Here is a 14868-nt window from a genome sequence, read left to right on the forward strand (position 1 = left end):
ATTAACTCTTTTTCAAATGCTAAGCAATCTCGAACAACTCAGGCATTTTCGAAGCGGTATTTTCCTACACGAGTCGGCACCATAACGAAAAGGCAACATCAAAGCCAAACTGAAAGGCGATCACTGCTAAATTTTTCTATACTGAGTTTAGGCTTCTGATATTCTTAGTGGCGCGGCGCAATAATCGATAGCTCAATTTTATTCCGTTGCGACTCTGAAATAAATAATGACCGATAAGTACTTGATCTTCGGCGCTCCTGATATTCGGCAAGCGGAAATTGACGAGGTCGTCGATAGCCTTCACAGGGGATGGCTTGGTACGGGCCCTAAGGTCGCACGCTTCGAGCGGGAATTCGCTTCCTACAAGGGTGTGGATGAGCATTTTGTCGCAGCGGTGAATTCCTGCACGGCCGCGCTTCACCTAAGCATGATCGCTGCGGGTATCCAGCCGGGCGATGAGGTCATCACCACCGCCATGACCTTCTGCGCCACCGTCAACGCCATCATCCATGCCGGCGGCACCCCGGTATTGGCTGACATCGATCCCTACACCTGGAACATTGACCCTGCCGACATCGAACGCCGCATCACCCCGCGCACCCGCGCCATCCTTCCCGTGCATTTCGCTGGCCGCCCCTGCGACATGCACGCCATCATGGACATCGCCCGGCGTCACAATCTGAAGGTCATCGAAGACTGCGCCCACGCCATCGAGAGCGAATACAAGGGCCAGAAAACCGGCACCTTTGGCGATTTCGGCTGCTTCAGCTTCTATGTCACCAAAAACGTTGCCACTGGCGAGGGCGGCATGGTCATCGCGAAGCGGGAGGAAGACATTGCCCGTATCAAGACCCTGGCCCTGCACGGCATGAGCAAGGACGCCTGGCGCCGCTTCAGCGACAGCGGTTATAAGCACTATCAAGTGGTGGAGTGCGGTTTCAAGTACAACATGATGGACCTGCAAGCCGCGCTGGGCATCCATCAACTAGCCCGCGTCGAGGAAAATTGGCTGAAACGCCAGGCCATCTGGAACCGTTATCAACAAGCCTTTGCCAATCTACCGGTCACCCGACCTCAGGAGCCGGAGCCTGACACTCGGCATGCCTATCATCTCTACACGTTACTGATCGATGAAGAACGCAGCGGCATTTCGAGGGATGGCTTTTTGCAGCGGATGCATGAAAGGGGGATCGGTACAGGAGTGCATTACCTTTCCATCGCCGAACATCCTTACTACCAGCAACGCTATGGCTGGCGTCCGGAGCAGTGGCCTAATGCAATGCTTGTCGGACGGGAAACGGTGAGTCTACCGTTATCTGCGAAGCTAGAAACGACGCTAACAAATCAAGTGATTTTAGAAGTTCTCGCCGCATTCCTTAAACTGTGAGAAAAGTACAAGTACTTATCGAACGTGCGCAAGAAGCCCTGACAAATAGCAGAATTTTTCGCGTTGCGCTTGGAACGACTGCTGGCACCCTACTTCTTTGGCTAGCATGGCGTTATTGGCTCGACCTTCTTGCGCTTATCACCAATTCAAACCCTGTACTTCTGTGCCTGTCGATCGCGCTAGGAATATTAGCTAACTATATAACAGGCTTTCCATTTCGTCTTTTTCTTGCCCAACACGGGGTGAGCATCACCTTCCACACCGCGGCTTCGCTCCAACTCGCCGCGCAGATCGCAAAATACATACCGGGTAAAGTCTGGTCGGCCGTCATGCAAGCCCAGCTATCTGGAATCAATCGATTAGGCAGTCTGCTAGTTGCAGGAATTGATACATCGATGTTCATCATGCTCACCCTGACAGGCATCGGCGTCGCTATTCTGATCGCGCAATTCACGTGGCTAGGAGCCATTGTGATCGGCGCCGTAACGTTCACTGCAGTTTCTCACCTCTCATCCAAAGCACTTCTCGCCCGCGTTGTTGCAAAGTTTTTACACAAACGAACTCAATATACGTTTCGGCAATACCAACCATCGGTTCTTGGCTTTTCTTGGAAGCCGTTTGCCGCGGCTGGTTTTTTGCATGCCATAATCTATACTTCGTTCGTTTTGGTTTTACTCACTGCAACCATAGATTTCAATGCTCAATACCTACTTATTGCGACAGCGAGCGTATTTCTTTCATGGGTGATCGGAAACCTCGCAGTTATTGTGCCTAGCGGGATTGGTATCCGAGAAATAGCTTTTATCGGCCTTAGCCACGCATTTTCACTTCCGGCCGACACTGCAACATTGGCCTCGGTGGCTATGCTGGTCCGCTTGATCAATTTAGTCCAAGATGTTATTAGCGCAGGAATCGTATTGCCAGCGATCTTCTTCGCACACAGGCAGAAAAAGAACGGAAGCATGCAGTTCTGATTGGTATCAACGTAGGCAATGCGACTAGTAAAAATCGTTCCACTGCTTTGAATCGTCACCAACCAACTCCGGTCGATTTACTATAAACTCTTAACCTTTTTCACCGGAACGCCAATATATAATGAGTCCCCATCGAGCTTTCCTCTTACCAAACTGCAGGCACCAACAACCGCTTTTGCGTTGATTACACTCCCGGCCAATATTGTTGAATTTGCGCCAATCCAGCAGTGCTCCTTAATTAAAACTTCGGCTTCAAATGGCGGAAAGAAGTTACAAATTGGTGACCCGTGGTAACTCCCAGGATCGGAGTGAGTCAAAATAGTAACGTTCGGCGATATTACTGTGCCATCGCCTATATTGACACGAGCCTTTAGGTCGATACAACAACCAGTTCCTATATGAACATCACTCCCAACCTCCAAGTTAGAGAAACCACTATCAAGATTGATCAATTTAATTTCATATATTCGTACATTTCTACCAATTTTTGCGCCAAATATACGCAAAACTGATGCACGAAAATAAGGGCTAATTACAACCCTAAGAATTAATTCGATAAACATATAAAAAGCTTTTTTCATAGATCGCATAACCTAGACCAGTATAGTGCTAATCTTGTTTTCCTGGTGAGGTGAATGTAACACTCACCATAAGCATGGCTAAATAGCGAACCGCCTGTTTTCAATACGCGGTGAGTCTCATTCATCAGCCGCTGATGGACCGGAACATGCTCGCATACCTGATTAGAAATACTAACTTTTCAATAAGTAGTGTCAGCCCAGGATATAGCGGCACTCTGGCTGCCTAAAAAATGACTTCACGAGTTCGGGGAGCTTCTGGATGCTACGCAAAGCACGGAGTGCGAGTCGCTTCATCTCCTCGGCGCTCTCGACCAACTGGCTCGAAACCTTCCGCTTCACATGAGCCCAGACTGTTTCGTCCGGGTTCAGCTGCGGCGAGTAAGGCGGCAAATAGAACAACTTGAGCTTGCCGTCCAAGCTCTCGATGTAGCTCTTGACCATCTTTGCCTTGTGAATCGGATGACCATCGACGATCAGAAAGACCGGTTTCTCGGCATTGAGCATCAAGCGCTTGAGGAACTCGACGAACACTTTCGCACCGACCGAGCCCTCATGCAGCATGAACCGAAATTCGCCCTGCGTGCCGACGGCCGAGATCATGTTCAGCGAGAAGCGCCGACCCGTCGCCTGCACCACCGGCGTCCGGCCTTGTGGCGCCCAAGTCGTGCCGGTGTGGTAGTCCGAGCGGATGCCCGACTCGTCGCCAAAGTAGATCGTTGCTCCGAGCCGCTTGGCTTCAGCGCGAATCGCGGGGTAGGTCTCCGTCTCCCAAGTGCGCACCAGGACGGGGTCTTGCTGCCACGCCTGGTAGAGCGGCTTCTGGGCGCTGAAACCCAGGATCTTCATCAGGCGGTGAACCGAGGAGACCGACAGCTCTTTCTTGAATTGGCGTTTGATCAAGTGACGAATCAGAGACAGCGTCCACAAGCCGAACTCGAACTTGAACTGCTGCGGGTTGTGGTCACGAACCGCATTGGCAATCCACGAAAGCTCCTCGGCGCTGAGTTTGCTCGGGCGTCCCGGAATCGGCTTGGCGAGCAATGCGTTCTGTCCGCCATTGGCAAAATCGGCGAGCCACCGGAAAACGCTGCGCTCATTCACGCCATACGCCGCCGCGACGCTTTGCACCGTCTGCCCGTCACGTACCGCTTTGACGGCCTGCTGCCGCATGACCTGCAAGGTGTGATGATCGAGAGCTCGGCCGTCGGAAAGTCGTTTGCATTTCATAGGCCATATTATCGCTCACATGACACTACTTATGGGAAACTCAGTAACCACATCTTTGCCGGCATCTGCCAGGCTCAGGTTTTCAACGCTTTCTTGTAGAAAACTGAGGTTGGGATGTTGGCGCTGAAAGTTCTCCCAGCGTTGCCAGCGTTCCGGCTCCAGTCCCATGATGCGTTCCACTCTCGGCACCAGGGCGGCGGCAATGCCACCAACGCCGTAACCCAGGTCCCCCATTGTCCTTTGCCGATACGCGGGCCGGCGAAGTGCGGTAGGGTGCGCAAGATGGCTTCGGCCTTTTGCGGCCGGTCCTGACTGCCCCAGCGCGGTCTTGCGAGGTTACGTCGGGGTTCTTTTACATCAACTCTCCAGGGTATTGCGCAGGGTTCTGGCGGCCGTTTGCACCTGAAAGCCTTTGGCGGCCTCAGCGAGCACTGTTGCAGACGTGCCGGCCGATCTTTCTACCGCTCGGCTGATGCCTGTAGCAATGCCTGCGGCTGTCACCGCTTCTGTCAAATGGCCGCATTTCAGGGAATTGACCAGCCGTGGCAGATCCCCCACCGGGGTGGCGATCACCGGGCGGCACGCCTGCATGGCGTCGGAAAATATCACCGGGATGCTTTCGATGCGGGAGGGGATGAGAACAAAGTCAGTCCAGTTGAACAGTTCCCGCGCTCCGGCAAGATCGAGGTAACCACCAATCTGGATGGGACGTCCAGCCTTTTCCAGGGCGTGCCCACCGTGTCGAACCTCTTGCTCTAGTGGCCCACCACCATGAATTCGAACCATCTCGATGTGCGCCCAAGTCTCGTCGTCAAGTAGTTTTAGGGCTTCGATGAGTAGATCGATACCCTTGTTGGGGTGCCAGCGGCCCAAAAACGCGAGCCGGTACGGGGGAGTCTCTCTGGGCCTTCGCGGTAGTGGGTCGCCGAAGTCTCGACTGCTGGGCAAAAAGGCACACGGCTTGCCCGCCAAGGCTTCTACATCCGCAGCCAGTTGGTAGCCGTCGGCAAAGCGGTGTGTTGCGTTCTGGAGGACGCTACCTAGATAGTGCCGCAGCAGGGGGATTTTGCCCAGTGTCCAGATGTCGCTTCCCAGTGCCCATGTGCTGTAGCCCATGCCGTATATTTTGGCGGCAGCTCGTGCCCAAGCGCCGCTGGGCAAGGCCCAAAGCGCCAGGATGTGGTCCGGTCTGCGTTGCTGGCAGATTCGGTCGACCGCCTGCGCGCCAGCGCTGAGGGTTTGGTAAATGGCTGCCCAATCGGTCGGGCGCAGAGGCTTGAGCAGGGAAAGTGGCAGTCGGGGCACTTTGAAGCGTTTGACCCACAAGCCCTGTTCTTCTCCTTCACTGGGTCGCTCGGCGGGCGCCGCCAGGCTGACTGCCAGACCTTCGCGCCGCAAGGCGTGGGCAAAGTCGCGCACAAAGGTGCCGGCTGCGGCTTCCCCTTCGCCCCGAACCGGGTAACTGGTGGTGACCAGAAGGAGGGATTTCATTGGAGCTTTTTCGCCAGGACGAGGTAACTAAGGGGCATGAGGCGGCTACTGGGCGTGAGTCTGGCTAGCAACCAGCCGCCGATGTTAAGTAACGGTATGGCGCTGATGAGCAAGGGGGCGAGCAACAGGCTGATGCGCTTGTTGGTCAGAGCATCCAGCATCGCCTTGGCCAGGGCGATGGCACCCAGTGCTGCGGCTGTTTCGATCGGGGCGCCTTGGCTCTCGATTCGCTGGCATTCCAATCCGTGGTTTTGCATGAGTTCGTTCAGCCCATGCTCAGTCCAACGCTGAAAGTCATAGGGCTCATCATGAAGCGGATAGAGAAAGGGCACTTGGATGACAAGGGTTCCACCGGGCTTGAGTACCCGCTTGGCTTCTGCAAGCGCTTTTGCTGGTTTGGGAATGTGCTCGAGCACATCCAACATGACAACGGCCTCAACACTTGCATCCTTAATAGGCAGGCTCTGACCGTCACCGAATAAGTGCGGCCTACCTTGATACCCCAAAGCGACGGTACCGGGATAGTCAAGACCCACGTAATAGCAGTGGTGACTGAGTTCGCGCTCTATCCAGCGATTACCGCAGCCGATATCGAGGACGATACCATCCAATTGTCGTAAAAACCCGGCAACCGTGTTGTGTGCGTAGAGAAATACTAGCCATTGCGGATGAACAGGGGTCCTGCGCAAGCCTTGCAGATACAGCTTAAGATGCTTTTCTAATGATATTTGTTTACAAATCACCGGTGACTCCGACTCGTAGAAGGGTTACTCGGGGCGTTCCGTCTGGCACCATTTGGATGAGTTATAGGGTGAGGCGGTTGCAAATCTCGCGCAAAGTTCGCCAGGTATCCATAGTGTGAAGGTAACCGAGTTGCTCCAGACGGTGAATTTTGTTCAGCATCCACCGGATAGGAATAAGGTGTCGGGCGTGGTGAGCGAACGACTTGCTGTGTCGATATCAACGAGGTACTGGAAAACCCAACACCTAGTGCCGTCACGCCCGCACCGACTTTGCCGTCTAACCGCTACAATTGATCGGCCTGCCCTGGCAATCCCCCCGGAATTAACGGAGCAGCACGACCGCGTGCACGCGCTCTAGCAATGAATCGCCGTCCAGCGTTCGCGCCCGCCCCCCTTCTCATCGACTTACTCCATCCCCCACTTCTGCAACCGGTAGCGTAGCTGCCGCAGGGTCATCCCCAAGCGGCGCGCCGCCGCGGAGCGGTTCCAACGGGTTTCATCCAACATACGCAGCACCCGGATGCGTTCGTCATCGTTATCTTCGTCCAGCGCGCGCGGCTCGGCGCGAGATTCGAATTCACCAGTGTCCGGGCGCTGCATAGCACGCAGCAAGCCTTCGGTTGGATAGAGATCGACGTCCTGCGGTCCGATTTCGTCGCCCTCACACAAGGCGCAGGCACGCTCCAGAAGGTTTTCCAGCTCGCGCACATTGCCCGGGAAGGCGTACTGCTGAAGGGCCGCCAGCGCGGCAGGCGACAGGCGGCGCGGGGCGGTGCCTTCGCGCTCGGCCAGACGGGCCAGCACATGAGCGGCCAGGTCCGGAATGTCTTCCGGGCGTTCGCGTAAGGGCGGCACCCGCAGGGTGATGACGTTGATGCGAAAGTAGAGGTCTTGGCGAAAGCGGTTGTCGGCCACCAATTGGGCCAGGTCGCGGTGCGAAGCGGACAGAATGCGTACATCCACCGGTTCTTCGCCATGCGCACCCACTGGGCGCACGGCGCGCTCCTGAATGGCACGCAAGAGCTTCACCTGCATGGCAAGCGGCAGTTCGGCAACCTCGTCCAGAAACAAGGTGCCGCCGTGGGCGGCCTGAAACAGGCCCTGTTTGTCGCTGGCGGCACCGGTAAAGCTGCCCTTTTTATGGCCAAAGAACTCGCTTTCCATCAGCTCGGGCGAGATGGCGCCGCAATTGACCGGCACGAAGGGACCGCCTGCGCGTGGGCCCAGCGTGTGGATCAGGCGGGCGATGACCTCCTTGCCGGTGCCCGATTCGCCATAAATGAAAACCGGCGCCTGGTTACGCGCCAGCTTGACGACTTGACCACGCAGTTGTTCGAGCGCGGCCGACCGGCCAATGAGCTGACGCCCGCCGGCATCCAGCGTATTTTCGGCGGGGCTGCGCAAGGCATGGGCGACCAGCTGGCGCAGCCGCTTGAGTTCCACCGGTTTGGTAACGAAGTCGAAGGCGCCCAGTTTGAGCGCGCGAATGGCGGTGTCGATGCAGCCATAGGCGGTAATCACCGCCACTTGTGAGCCAGGCTGGTGGCACTGGATGTATTCGACCAGTTCCAGCCCGTCGCCATCGGGCAGACGCATGTCGGTCAGGCACAGGCGGTAGCGGCGCGCCGCCAACAGCGCGCGTGCCTCGCCCACCGAGCCGGCAGTGTCGCAGGCCAAGCCCATGCGCAGCAATGACAGTTCGATCAGTTCGCGGATGTCGTCTTCGTCATCGACCACCAACACATCGGCGGCGCGCGGGGGAGCCCTGCGGTCTTCGTTGATCATGGTGTACTCCGCCCTACTAGGATGAAGTGGGCGCCGGTGTCGCTTTGCGCCAGTTCCAGCACTGCGCCGTTGGCTTCGGCCAGTTCGCGGGCAATGTACAGACCCAGCCCCGTTCCCTTGGGATGGGAAGTAAAGAAGGGTTCAAAGATTTTAGCGCGGTCGCCCGGCGCAATACCGGGGCCATCGTCGACCACGTGCAAAACCACGGTGCCGGGCTGGGGCGCATGGGCCCATAACCGGATGGCTCCTGGATTGCCGCTGCAATAGCGCCGTGCGTTTCCGGTCAGATTGGCGAGAATCTGTTGCAAGTGTGCGCGATCGGCCGCAAAGGTGAGTGCCGGATCGATGTCGACCCGGTAGATCAGGCGCTCATCGTCGCGCCCCAGGCAGGATTCCTCAACCAAGGCGATGACGAACTCACGCAATGCGATGGCGTCGGGCAGTACTTGGTCACGCCGGCCAAGTGCAAGCACGTCGCGCACCATGCGTTCGATGCGGCGGGTGTTGTCGTTGATGATACGGATCAGGCGCGCCTGCATGTCGGCGCGCTTTTCTTCTTCCAATAGCTCCGCCGCCTGGGCCACCGCCGACAGCGGATTGCGGATTTCGTGCGCCATGCTGGCGGTCAGCCGGCCCAACGCGGCGAGCTTCGACTGCTGGATCTGGCGCTGGATTTCTTCAAAATCGGTCAGGTAGATCACGGTGTCGGCACTGCCGTCCGCACCGTTGCCGGCGCCGACCATGCGGCAACGCACACTGCGGCCGGCACGCCCGACGCGAACCAACCCGGTTTGTCCGCAATCGCCTTGCAGCATACAGGCCAACAGGGTGGGGTCCAGCTCGGCCAGTAAGGCGCCTTCGGGCAGCGCCCTGCCCAGCAATTCAGATGCGCGCGGGTTGGCGTGGCGGATGCGCCCGTCGGCGTCGAGCACGATCACGCCATCTTGCATGTCGCGGATGATGCGCTCGTTGACGGCCTGCTGGCTGGCCAGTTCGGCGCCGCGACGCGCAGCCAGCGATTCGTTGGCCCGGGCTCGGCGGGCCAGCAGGCGGGCAACGATGGCGATGACAAAGAAACCCGCGCAGGCCATGCCGACCTGAAAGAAATCCGCCGGCGTACCGTCGCCAATATAACGCCAAGCGTTTTCCGCCAGCACCAGCACGGTGGCTAGCGCTGCGTGGAAAAGTACCGTACGCTCGCGCGACACCAGCCCGGAGCCGGCAAGCATCGTCATCATCAGCACCGTCAGGCCGCTGCGATATCCACCGCTGGCCCACATCAACACGGCCAATACGCAGATGTCGATAACGCCTTGCAGGTTGGCCATGCGGTCGAAGCCGATGCGTCGCACCGCGTCGGGAAAGCCCAGTAGCAGTACCGCGGCAAGATAGGTGGCCGAGGTCGCAAAAAAGATGTGCGGCGCTTGCCTGCCGAGGTTGAGTTCCTCGCCGGCCACCACAAACGCCCCGGCCAGAATCAGACGGAAAAGGTTGAAATACCGCAGCGACGCGTGACGCGCGTGGTCAAACTCGCCGCTGCCGGCCGCCATGGCCCGCTCCATTCAGCTCGATCGAGCGCCCAGCTTGCGGTGCGCCTCGCAGCAATAGAACTGCTCGCCCGCCCACACGCCTTCGCTTTCTGGCACATGCACGCCGCAATGCGCACAGGCCAGCATGCGCTCCGGCGCGCGCCGACGCTCCGAGGCGGTGCCTTGCCGCGCCCGGCCGGCACCCGGCCTTTGCAGCGCGCGTCGCACCCACCAGATAAGGATCAGAGCAAGGAGAAAAATCAGCAGATTGCGCACGGCAGCACGCGGCAGTCAGGAACATTCATGCGCGCGCAGTGTAGCACGGGGCGCCGGCCGCACGGCCAGCAGCCCCCGCTGCACTCACCGGGCATCATTCAGCTTGACCAACCGCTCACAGGCGCGCGCCAGGGTATCGGATTGCTTGGCAAAGCAGAAACGCACCACGCGCTCGTCATGGCCATCGGCAAAGAACGCGGAGAGCGGAATCGCCGCCACACCAATCTCGCGGGTCAGGTACTCGCAAAAGGCGGTGTCCGGCAAATCGGAAAGCGCGTGATAGCGCGCAAGCTGGAAATAGGTGCCGCGCGAGGGCAGCAGCTCGAAGCCCGACGCGGAGAGCGCATTGCGGAAAAAGTCGCGCTTGTCCTGGTAGAAGGCGGCCAGGCCGAGGTGGCGACTGGCGTCCGCCATGTAGTCGGCCAGGGCGTGCTGCACCGGGGTGTTCACGGTGAACACGTTGAACTGGTGCACCTTGCGGAACTCGGCCATCAGCTCGCGTGGGCCGACCACGTAGCCCACCTTCCAGCCGGTGATGTGATAGGTCTTGCCGAAGCTGGAAACGATCAGGCTGCGCGCGGCCAGCTCCGGGTGGCGGGCGCAGCTCTCATGGTGGATGCCGTCGAAGACGATGTGCTCATAGACCTCATCGGACACCACCACGATGCCGGTATTGCGGATGAGCGCGGCCAGCTGTGCCATATCGTCCGCACTCCACACCGTGGCGGTGGGGTTGTGCGGCGAGTTGATCATGATCATGCGGGTACGCGGGGTGATGGCGGCAGCCACCGCCGCCCAGTCCGGGCGATAGTCGGGAGCGGACAGGCGCATGCGCACCACGTGTCCGCCCTGCAGCTCGATGGCCGGGGCGTAGGCGTCATATGCCGGCTCGAAGACGATCACCTCGTCACCCGGATGCACCAGCGCCGCCACCGCGGTAAACAGCGCCTGGGTGGCGCCCGCGGTCACGGTGATCTCGCTGTCCACGTCATAGGCGGCACCGTAGAGCGCCTCGACCTTGCGCGCGATTGCCTCGCGCAGCGCAGGCACGCCCGCCATCGGCGGGTACTGGTTGGCCCCGGCGCGCATCCAGTGCGCGACGCGCTCGAACAGCAGGTCTTCGGCGTTGAAGTCGGGATAGCCCTGCGACAGGTTGATGGCGCCGCATTCCTGGGCAAGCCTGGACATGACCGTGAAGATGGTGGTGCCGACCTTGGGCAGACGCGAGGCGACCGGGGCAGGAAAATTCGGCATGGCGGCGGGCACGACGGCGGGAAGGACTGGAGCGCCGATTGTGGCAGAGGCCGGCGGGCTTTGGAAACGGCCGCACCGCGCTTGGTAGAATCCCCCACATGAGCTTCAAGCAACCCATCCCCACCATTCGCCGTGACGGCGACTGCGCCGTCATCCTGGACCAGACCCTGTTGCCGCACCGCACCGAATTGCGGCATCTGTCCTGCCTCGACGAGGTGGCCCACGCCATCCGCAGCATGCAGGTGCGCGGCGCGCCGCTGATCGGCGCCACCGCTGCGTATGGCGTGGCGATTGCGATGACCCACGACGCGGGCGATCGCGCGCTGGAAACCGCCCTGGAAGTACTGGCCGCCACCCGCCCGACCGCGGTCAACCTGCACTGGGCGCTGGGCCGTATGGCCGCCCGCCTGCTTGCCCTGGCCCCGGTCGCCCGGGTGGCGGCCGCATGGGACGAAGCCGAGGCGATCCGCCTGCAAGATATGGAAACCTGCGCCGCCATTGGCCGCCACGGCCTGACGCTGATCGAAGCGCTCGCTGCCCGGCGCCCCGGCCCGGTGCGGGTGATGACCCACTGCAACGCCGGCTGGGTGGCCACCTGCGGGGCCGGCACCGCGCTGGCGCCGGTGTATGCGGCACACGCACACGGTATTGGGGTCGAAGTGCTGGTCTCCGAAACCCGCCCGCGCAACCAAGGCCTGCTCACCGCCTGGGAGCTGCGCCAAGCCGGCGTGGCGCACAGCCTGATCGCCGACAATGCCGCGGGGCTGCTGCTCGCGCGCGGCGAGGTCGACCTGGTGATCACCGGCGCCGACCGCGTGGCCGCCAACGGCGACAGCGCCAACAAGATCGGCACCTACCTCAAGGCGCTCGCCGCGCAGGATGCTGGCGTGCCTTTCTACATTGCCGCGCCCTTTTCCACGCTGGACTTCGCCTGCCCCACCGGCAGCGCGATCCCGATCGAAGACCGCGAAGCCGATGAACTGCTGTGCGTGTGCGGCATGGATGAAGAAGGGCACCTGCGGCAGTTGCGCCAGGCGCCGGCCGACACCGCGGTGCGCAACCCGGCCTTCGACGTAACCCCCGCGCGATTGATCGCCGGCATCATTACCGAGCGCGGTATCGCCTCCCCGGGCGCGCTGCGCACGCTCTACCCGGCCGAGGACGTGCCCGCCTGATGGATGCCAACGCCGCCCAGCGCGAGGCTCTGCTCGCCACCGCGCGCGCAATGAGCGCGGCGCGGCTCAATGTCGGCACCGCGGGCAACGCCAGCCTGCGGCTCGGTGCCGACGGCAGTTACCTGATCACTCCTACCGGTCTGCCGCCGGAAGCCTACACCCCGGCAGACTTGGTGGTCATGACGCCAGATGGTACGCCGCACGGTGCGCGCGCCCCTTCTTCCGAATGGCGGCTACACCACGACATCTATGCCCGCCGCCCCGAGGCAGGGGCCATCGTGCACGCCCACCCGCCCTTTGCCACCGCGTTGGCCTGCCGGCGTGCGGACATCCCGCCTTTCCACTACATGATCGCCCGCTTTGGCGGCGCCACGGTGCGCTGCGCCGGCTATGCCACCTTTGGCACCCAGGCGCTTTCCGATCTGGCGCTGGCCGCGCTGGAAGAGCGCTGTGCCTGTCTGCTGGCCAACCACGGCATGGTGGCCTTTGGGCGCGACGCCGCGCACGCGCTGGCGCTGGCCATCGAGTTCGAGATGCTATGCGAACAGTACTGGCGCACCCTGCAACTGGGCGAGCCGGCGTTGCTGTCGGATGCTGAGATGGCCGAAGTAATCGAGCGCTTCAGCTGGTACGGTCAGCCGCAGGACCGCCGCTGACAGGCCGGCTGCCGGCCTCCAGCACCCGCAGCAGGCTGGCCGTGTCCTGCCGCCCCCAGCCGGCGGCCATCAACGCATTGAGCTGCTGGCCAGTCTGCGCCGCTATCGGTAAAGGCACCCCCAGGCGGGCCGCTTCAGCCAGCAACAGGCCAAAATCCTTGTGGTGCAGACGGGCTTCGATGCCAGCGCCAAAGGCGCGAGTGACCATGCGTTCGCCCATGACTTCGAGCACCCGGGAGGCGGCCGAACCGCCCATCAGCGCGTGGCGCACCGCGGCCAAATCCACCCCGTGGGCGTGCGCCAAGTGCATCGCCTCGGCGCAAGCCTGGATGACATTGACCATGATCATCTGGTTGCAGGCCTTGGCCACCTGACCGGCACCGGCCTCACCCACATGGACGATGCGCTTACCCACGGCCTCCAACAACGGACGCACCCGCTCCAACACCGCAGCCTCCCCACCGACCATGATCGCCAGCGCCCCGGCCCGGGCGGCCTGCTCGCCACCTGAGACCGGCGCATCCAGCCAGCCGATGCCGCACGCGGCGTAACGCGCGGCCAGATTGCGAGCCATACCGGGAGCGATGGTGCTCATGTCCACATGCACCGCACCAGGAGCGAGACCTTCGGCCAGCCCTTCCGGCCCGAAGGCCAGCGCCTCGACGTCCGCGCTGCTGGTGACGATGGTAATTACCACCTCGCAACGTGCGGCGAGCGCCGCCGGCGTGGCGCACACATGGGCACCCCGCGCAGCGAGCGCGGTGGTCGCCTCCGGGCGGCGCGCCCACACCGCGAGCTCGTGCCCGGCATCGAGCAGGAGGCCGGCCATGGGCGCACCCATGACGCCCAGGCCGATGAAGCCGACCCTCATGCGCCCTCCCCGCCGCTCATCCGTTCGAGCAACTTGAGCATGGCAATCGAATCCTCTTCGCCCATGCCGCTGCCCACCAGCGCGTTGAACATTTGCGTAGCCGCGGCCGACGCGGGTAGCGCGAGACCGAGGCGATGAGCCTCCTCCATGACGATGCGCATGTCCTTCTGGTGCATCCAGGCCTTGAAACCAGGCTTGAAGTTGCGGTCCAGCATGCGTTGGCCGTGGTTTTCCAGAATCCGCGAGTAGGCAAAGCCGCCAAGCAGGGCTTCGCGCACCTTGGCCGCATCCACGCCGCTTTGGGTGGCAAAGTTGAGCGCTTCGGCCACCGCTGCCACGCCGACACCGGTCAGAATCTGGTTGCAGGCCTTGGCCACCTGTCCGGCACCCGAAGCGCCGATCAGGGTGACCGACTGGCCCATCGCCTCCAAAACCGGCCTGACTTTGTCGAAGGCGGCAGCATCGCCGCCGACCATGATAGTGAGCTTGCCGGCAATCGCACCAACCTCGCCGCCGGAGACCGGCGCATCCAGCATGGTGACGCCGCGCCCGGCGAGCGCGCCGGCGATCTTTTGCGCCGCAGCCGGGGCGATGGTGCTCATGTCCACATGGATATGACCGGCGCCGGCGCCATCGGCCACGCCATCCGGACCCAGGGTGACTTGCTCAACGTCCGGGGCATCGGCGACCATGCTGATGGTCAGCGGCGCACGGCGTGCCACCTCGGCGGCACTGGCGCAGTCGCCTGCACCGGCCTCGAGCAACGGTTGCATCGAGGCGCGCCGGCGGCTCCACACGTGCACCGTGTGACCGGCTTTGATCAGATTGAGCGCCATCGGGCGCCCCATCAGGCCCAGACCGATGAATCCAACTTCCATGGTGTTCTCCTCTCGGTTGCCGCTGGCTCGCCGCTGGTTTT

At 61.1% G+C, this 14868-nt stretch carries 16 protein-coding genes; 4 read left to right on the forward strand and 12 right to left on the reverse strand.

The window, feature by feature from the left end:
- The first annotated feature begins 226 nt into the window (after positions 1-226).
- Together DIE29_RS12960 and DIE29_RS12965 are read left to right on the forward strand one after the other, a co-directional pair.
- A complete protein-coding gene (locus DIE29_RS12960; RefSeq protein ID WP_108080779.1) occupies positions 227-1387 on the forward strand; it encodes a DegT/DnrJ/EryC1/StrS family aminotransferase in 1161 nt (386 codons plus the stop codon).
- A complete protein-coding gene (locus DIE29_RS12965) occupies positions 1384-2361 on the forward strand; it encodes a lysylphosphatidylglycerol synthase domain-containing protein (protein WP_108080780.1) in 978 nt (325 codons plus the stop codon). Before DIE29_RS12960 ends, DIE29_RS12965 begins: the two co-directional genes overlap by 4 nt.
- 80 nt (positions 2362-2441) lie before the next feature.
- Here the strand turns inward: DIE29_RS12965 and DIE29_RS12970 are convergent, their stop codons facing one another.
- The 10 genes from DIE29_RS12970 to DIE29_RS13015 form a co-directional block, all read right to left on the reverse strand.
- Positions 2442-2942, reverse strand: coding sequence for an acyltransferase (locus tag DIE29_RS12970; RefSeq protein WP_159074649.1), 501 nt, complete (start codon positions 2940-2942; stop codon positions 2442-2444).
- Entirely contained in the window at positions 2939-3112 is a 174-nt protein-coding gene (locus tag DIE29_RS15010) for a methyltransferase domain-containing protein (protein WP_114650098.1), read from the reverse strand. Before DIE29_RS15010 ends, DIE29_RS12970 begins: the two co-directional genes overlap by 4 nt.
- Positions 3113-3134: 22 nt before the next feature.
- Positions 3135-4169 (reverse strand): IS630 family transposase, encoded by a 1035-nt coding sequence (locus DIE29_RS12980; RefSeq protein WP_114649170.1) that lies wholly within the window; start codon positions 4167-4169, stop codon positions 3135-3137.
- A 15-nt stretch (positions 4170-4184) separates the two neighbouring features.
- Positions 4185-4337 (reverse strand): hypothetical protein, encoded by a 153-nt coding sequence (locus tag DIE29_RS12985; RefSeq protein WP_237269462.1) that lies wholly within the window; start codon positions 4335-4337, stop codon positions 4185-4187.
- Positions 4338-4526: 189 nt separating this feature from the next.
- Positions 4527-5660 carry a glycosyltransferase gene (locus tag DIE29_RS12990; protein ID WP_108080783.1) on the reverse strand — a complete coding sequence of 378 codons (1134 nt, stop codon included), beginning with the start codon at positions 5658-5660 and terminating at the stop codon, positions 4527-4529.
- Complete coding sequence (locus DIE29_RS12995) at positions 5657-6403, reverse strand: class I SAM-dependent methyltransferase (RefSeq protein ID WP_108080784.1); 747 nt, start codon at positions 6401-6403, stop codon at positions 5657-5659. The genes DIE29_RS12990 and DIE29_RS12995 overlap by 4 nt, the downstream gene beginning before the upstream one ends.
- Before the next feature lie 405 nt (positions 6404-6808).
- Positions 6809-8188, reverse strand: a complete 1380-nt coding sequence (locus DIE29_RS13000) for a sigma-54-dependent transcriptional regulator (protein ID WP_114650100.1) — start codon at positions 8186-8188, stop codon at positions 6809-6811.
- Positions 8185-9738, reverse strand: a complete 1554-nt coding sequence (locus tag DIE29_RS13005; RefSeq protein WP_205409740.1) for a sensor histidine kinase — start codon at positions 9736-9738, stop codon at positions 8185-8187. Before DIE29_RS13005 ends, DIE29_RS13000 begins: the two co-directional genes overlap by 4 nt.
- A 12-nt stretch (positions 9739-9750) precedes the next feature.
- Positions 9751-9993, reverse strand: coding sequence for a PP0621 family protein (locus tag DIE29_RS13010; RefSeq protein ID WP_114650102.1), 243 nt, complete (start codon positions 9991-9993; stop codon positions 9751-9753).
- A gap of 84 nt (positions 9994-10077) precedes the next feature.
- Complete coding sequence (locus DIE29_RS13015) at positions 10078-11247, reverse strand: pyridoxal phosphate-dependent aminotransferase (RefSeq protein ID WP_114650103.1); 1170 nt, start codon at positions 11245-11247, stop codon at positions 10078-10080.
- Positions 11248-11345: 98 nt separating this feature from the next.
- On the opposite strand from DIE29_RS13015, the gene mtnA reads away from it, so the two are divergent.
- Positions 11346-12422, forward strand: a complete 1077-nt coding sequence (gene mtnA, locus DIE29_RS13020; protein WP_114650104.1) for an S-methyl-5-thioribose-1-phosphate isomerase — start codon at positions 11346-11348, stop codon at positions 12420-12422.
- Positions 12422-13078, forward strand: coding sequence for a class II aldolase/adducin family protein (locus DIE29_RS13025; protein ID WP_114650105.1), 657 nt, complete (start codon positions 12422-12424; stop codon positions 13076-13078). Before mtnA ends, DIE29_RS13025 begins: the two co-directional genes overlap by 1 nt.
- On the opposite strand, the gene DIE29_RS13030 is transcribed toward DIE29_RS13025, so the two are convergent.
- Together DIE29_RS13030 and DIE29_RS13035 are read right to left on the reverse strand one after the other, a co-directional pair.
- Positions 13044-13949 carry an NAD(P)-dependent oxidoreductase gene (locus tag DIE29_RS13030; protein WP_114650106.1) on the reverse strand — a complete coding sequence of 302 codons (906 nt, stop codon included), beginning with the start codon at positions 13947-13949 and terminating at the stop codon, positions 13044-13046. The two genes, DIE29_RS13025 and DIE29_RS13030, sit on opposite strands and share 35 nt — an antisense overlap.
- On the reverse strand, positions 13946-14827 hold the full coding sequence (locus DIE29_RS13035) for an NAD(P)-dependent oxidoreductase (protein WP_102042740.1): 882 nt from the start codon (positions 14825-14827) through the stop codon (positions 13946-13948). Before DIE29_RS13035 ends, DIE29_RS13030 begins: the two co-directional genes overlap by 4 nt.
- Between the last annotated feature and the right edge of the window lie 41 nt (positions 14828-14868).

The sequence above is a fragment of the Pseudothauera hydrothermalis genome (assembly GCF_003345255.1).
Taxonomy (GTDB): Bacteria; Pseudomonadota; Gammaproteobacteria; order Burkholderiales; family Rhodocyclaceae; genus Pseudothauera; species Pseudothauera hydrothermalis.

What these genes read in the sequence shown, in the direction of transcription:
- DIE29_RS12960 (WP_108080779.1), top strand. Translation starts at nt 227, where the DNA reads ATGACCGATAAGTACTTGATCTTCGGCGCTCCTGATATTCGGCAAGCG.
- DIE29_RS12970 (WP_159074649.1), bottom strand. Translation starts at nt 2,942, where the DNA reads ATGAAAAAAGCTTTTTATATGTTTATCGAATTAATTCTTAGGGTTGTA.
- DIE29_RS12980 (WP_114649170.1), bottom strand. Translation starts at nt 4,169, where the DNA reads ATGAAATGCAAACGACTTTCCGACGGCCGAGCTCTCGATCATCACACC.
- DIE29_RS12985 (WP_237269462.1), bottom strand. Translation starts at nt 4,337, where the DNA reads ATGGGACTGGAGCCGGAACGCTGGCAACGCTGGGAGAACTTTCAGCGC.
- DIE29_RS12990 (WP_108080783.1), bottom strand. Translation starts at nt 5,660, where the DNA reads ATGAAATCCCTCCTTCTGGTCACCACCAGTTACCCGGTTCGGGGCGAA.
- DIE29_RS13000 (WP_114650100.1), bottom strand. Translation starts at nt 8,188, where the DNA reads ATGATCAACGAAGACCGCAGGGCTCCCCCGCGCGCCGCCGATGTGTTG.
- DIE29_RS13005 (WP_205409740.1), bottom strand. Translation starts at nt 9,738, where the DNA reads ATGGCGGCCGGCAGCGGCGAGTTTGACCACGCGCGTCACGCGTCGCTG.
- DIE29_RS13015 (WP_114650103.1), bottom strand. Translation starts at nt 11,247, where the DNA reads ATGCCGAATTTTCCTGCCCCGGTCGCCTCGCGTCTGCCCAAGGTCGGC.
- mtnA (WP_114650104.1), top strand. Translation starts at nt 11,346, where the DNA reads ATGAGCTTCAAGCAACCCATCCCCACCATTCGCCGTGACGGCGACTGC.
- DIE29_RS13025 (WP_114650105.1), top strand. Translation starts at nt 12,422, where the DNA reads ATGGATGCCAACGCCGCCCAGCGCGAGGCTCTGCTCGCCACCGCGCGC.
- DIE29_RS13030 (WP_114650106.1), bottom strand. Translation starts at nt 13,949, where the DNA reads ATGAGGGTCGGCTTCATCGGCCTGGGCGTCATGGGTGCGCCCATGGCC.
- DIE29_RS13035 (WP_102042740.1), bottom strand. Translation starts at nt 14,827, where the DNA reads ATGGAAGTTGGATTCATCGGTCTGGGCCTGATGGGGCGCCCGATGGCG.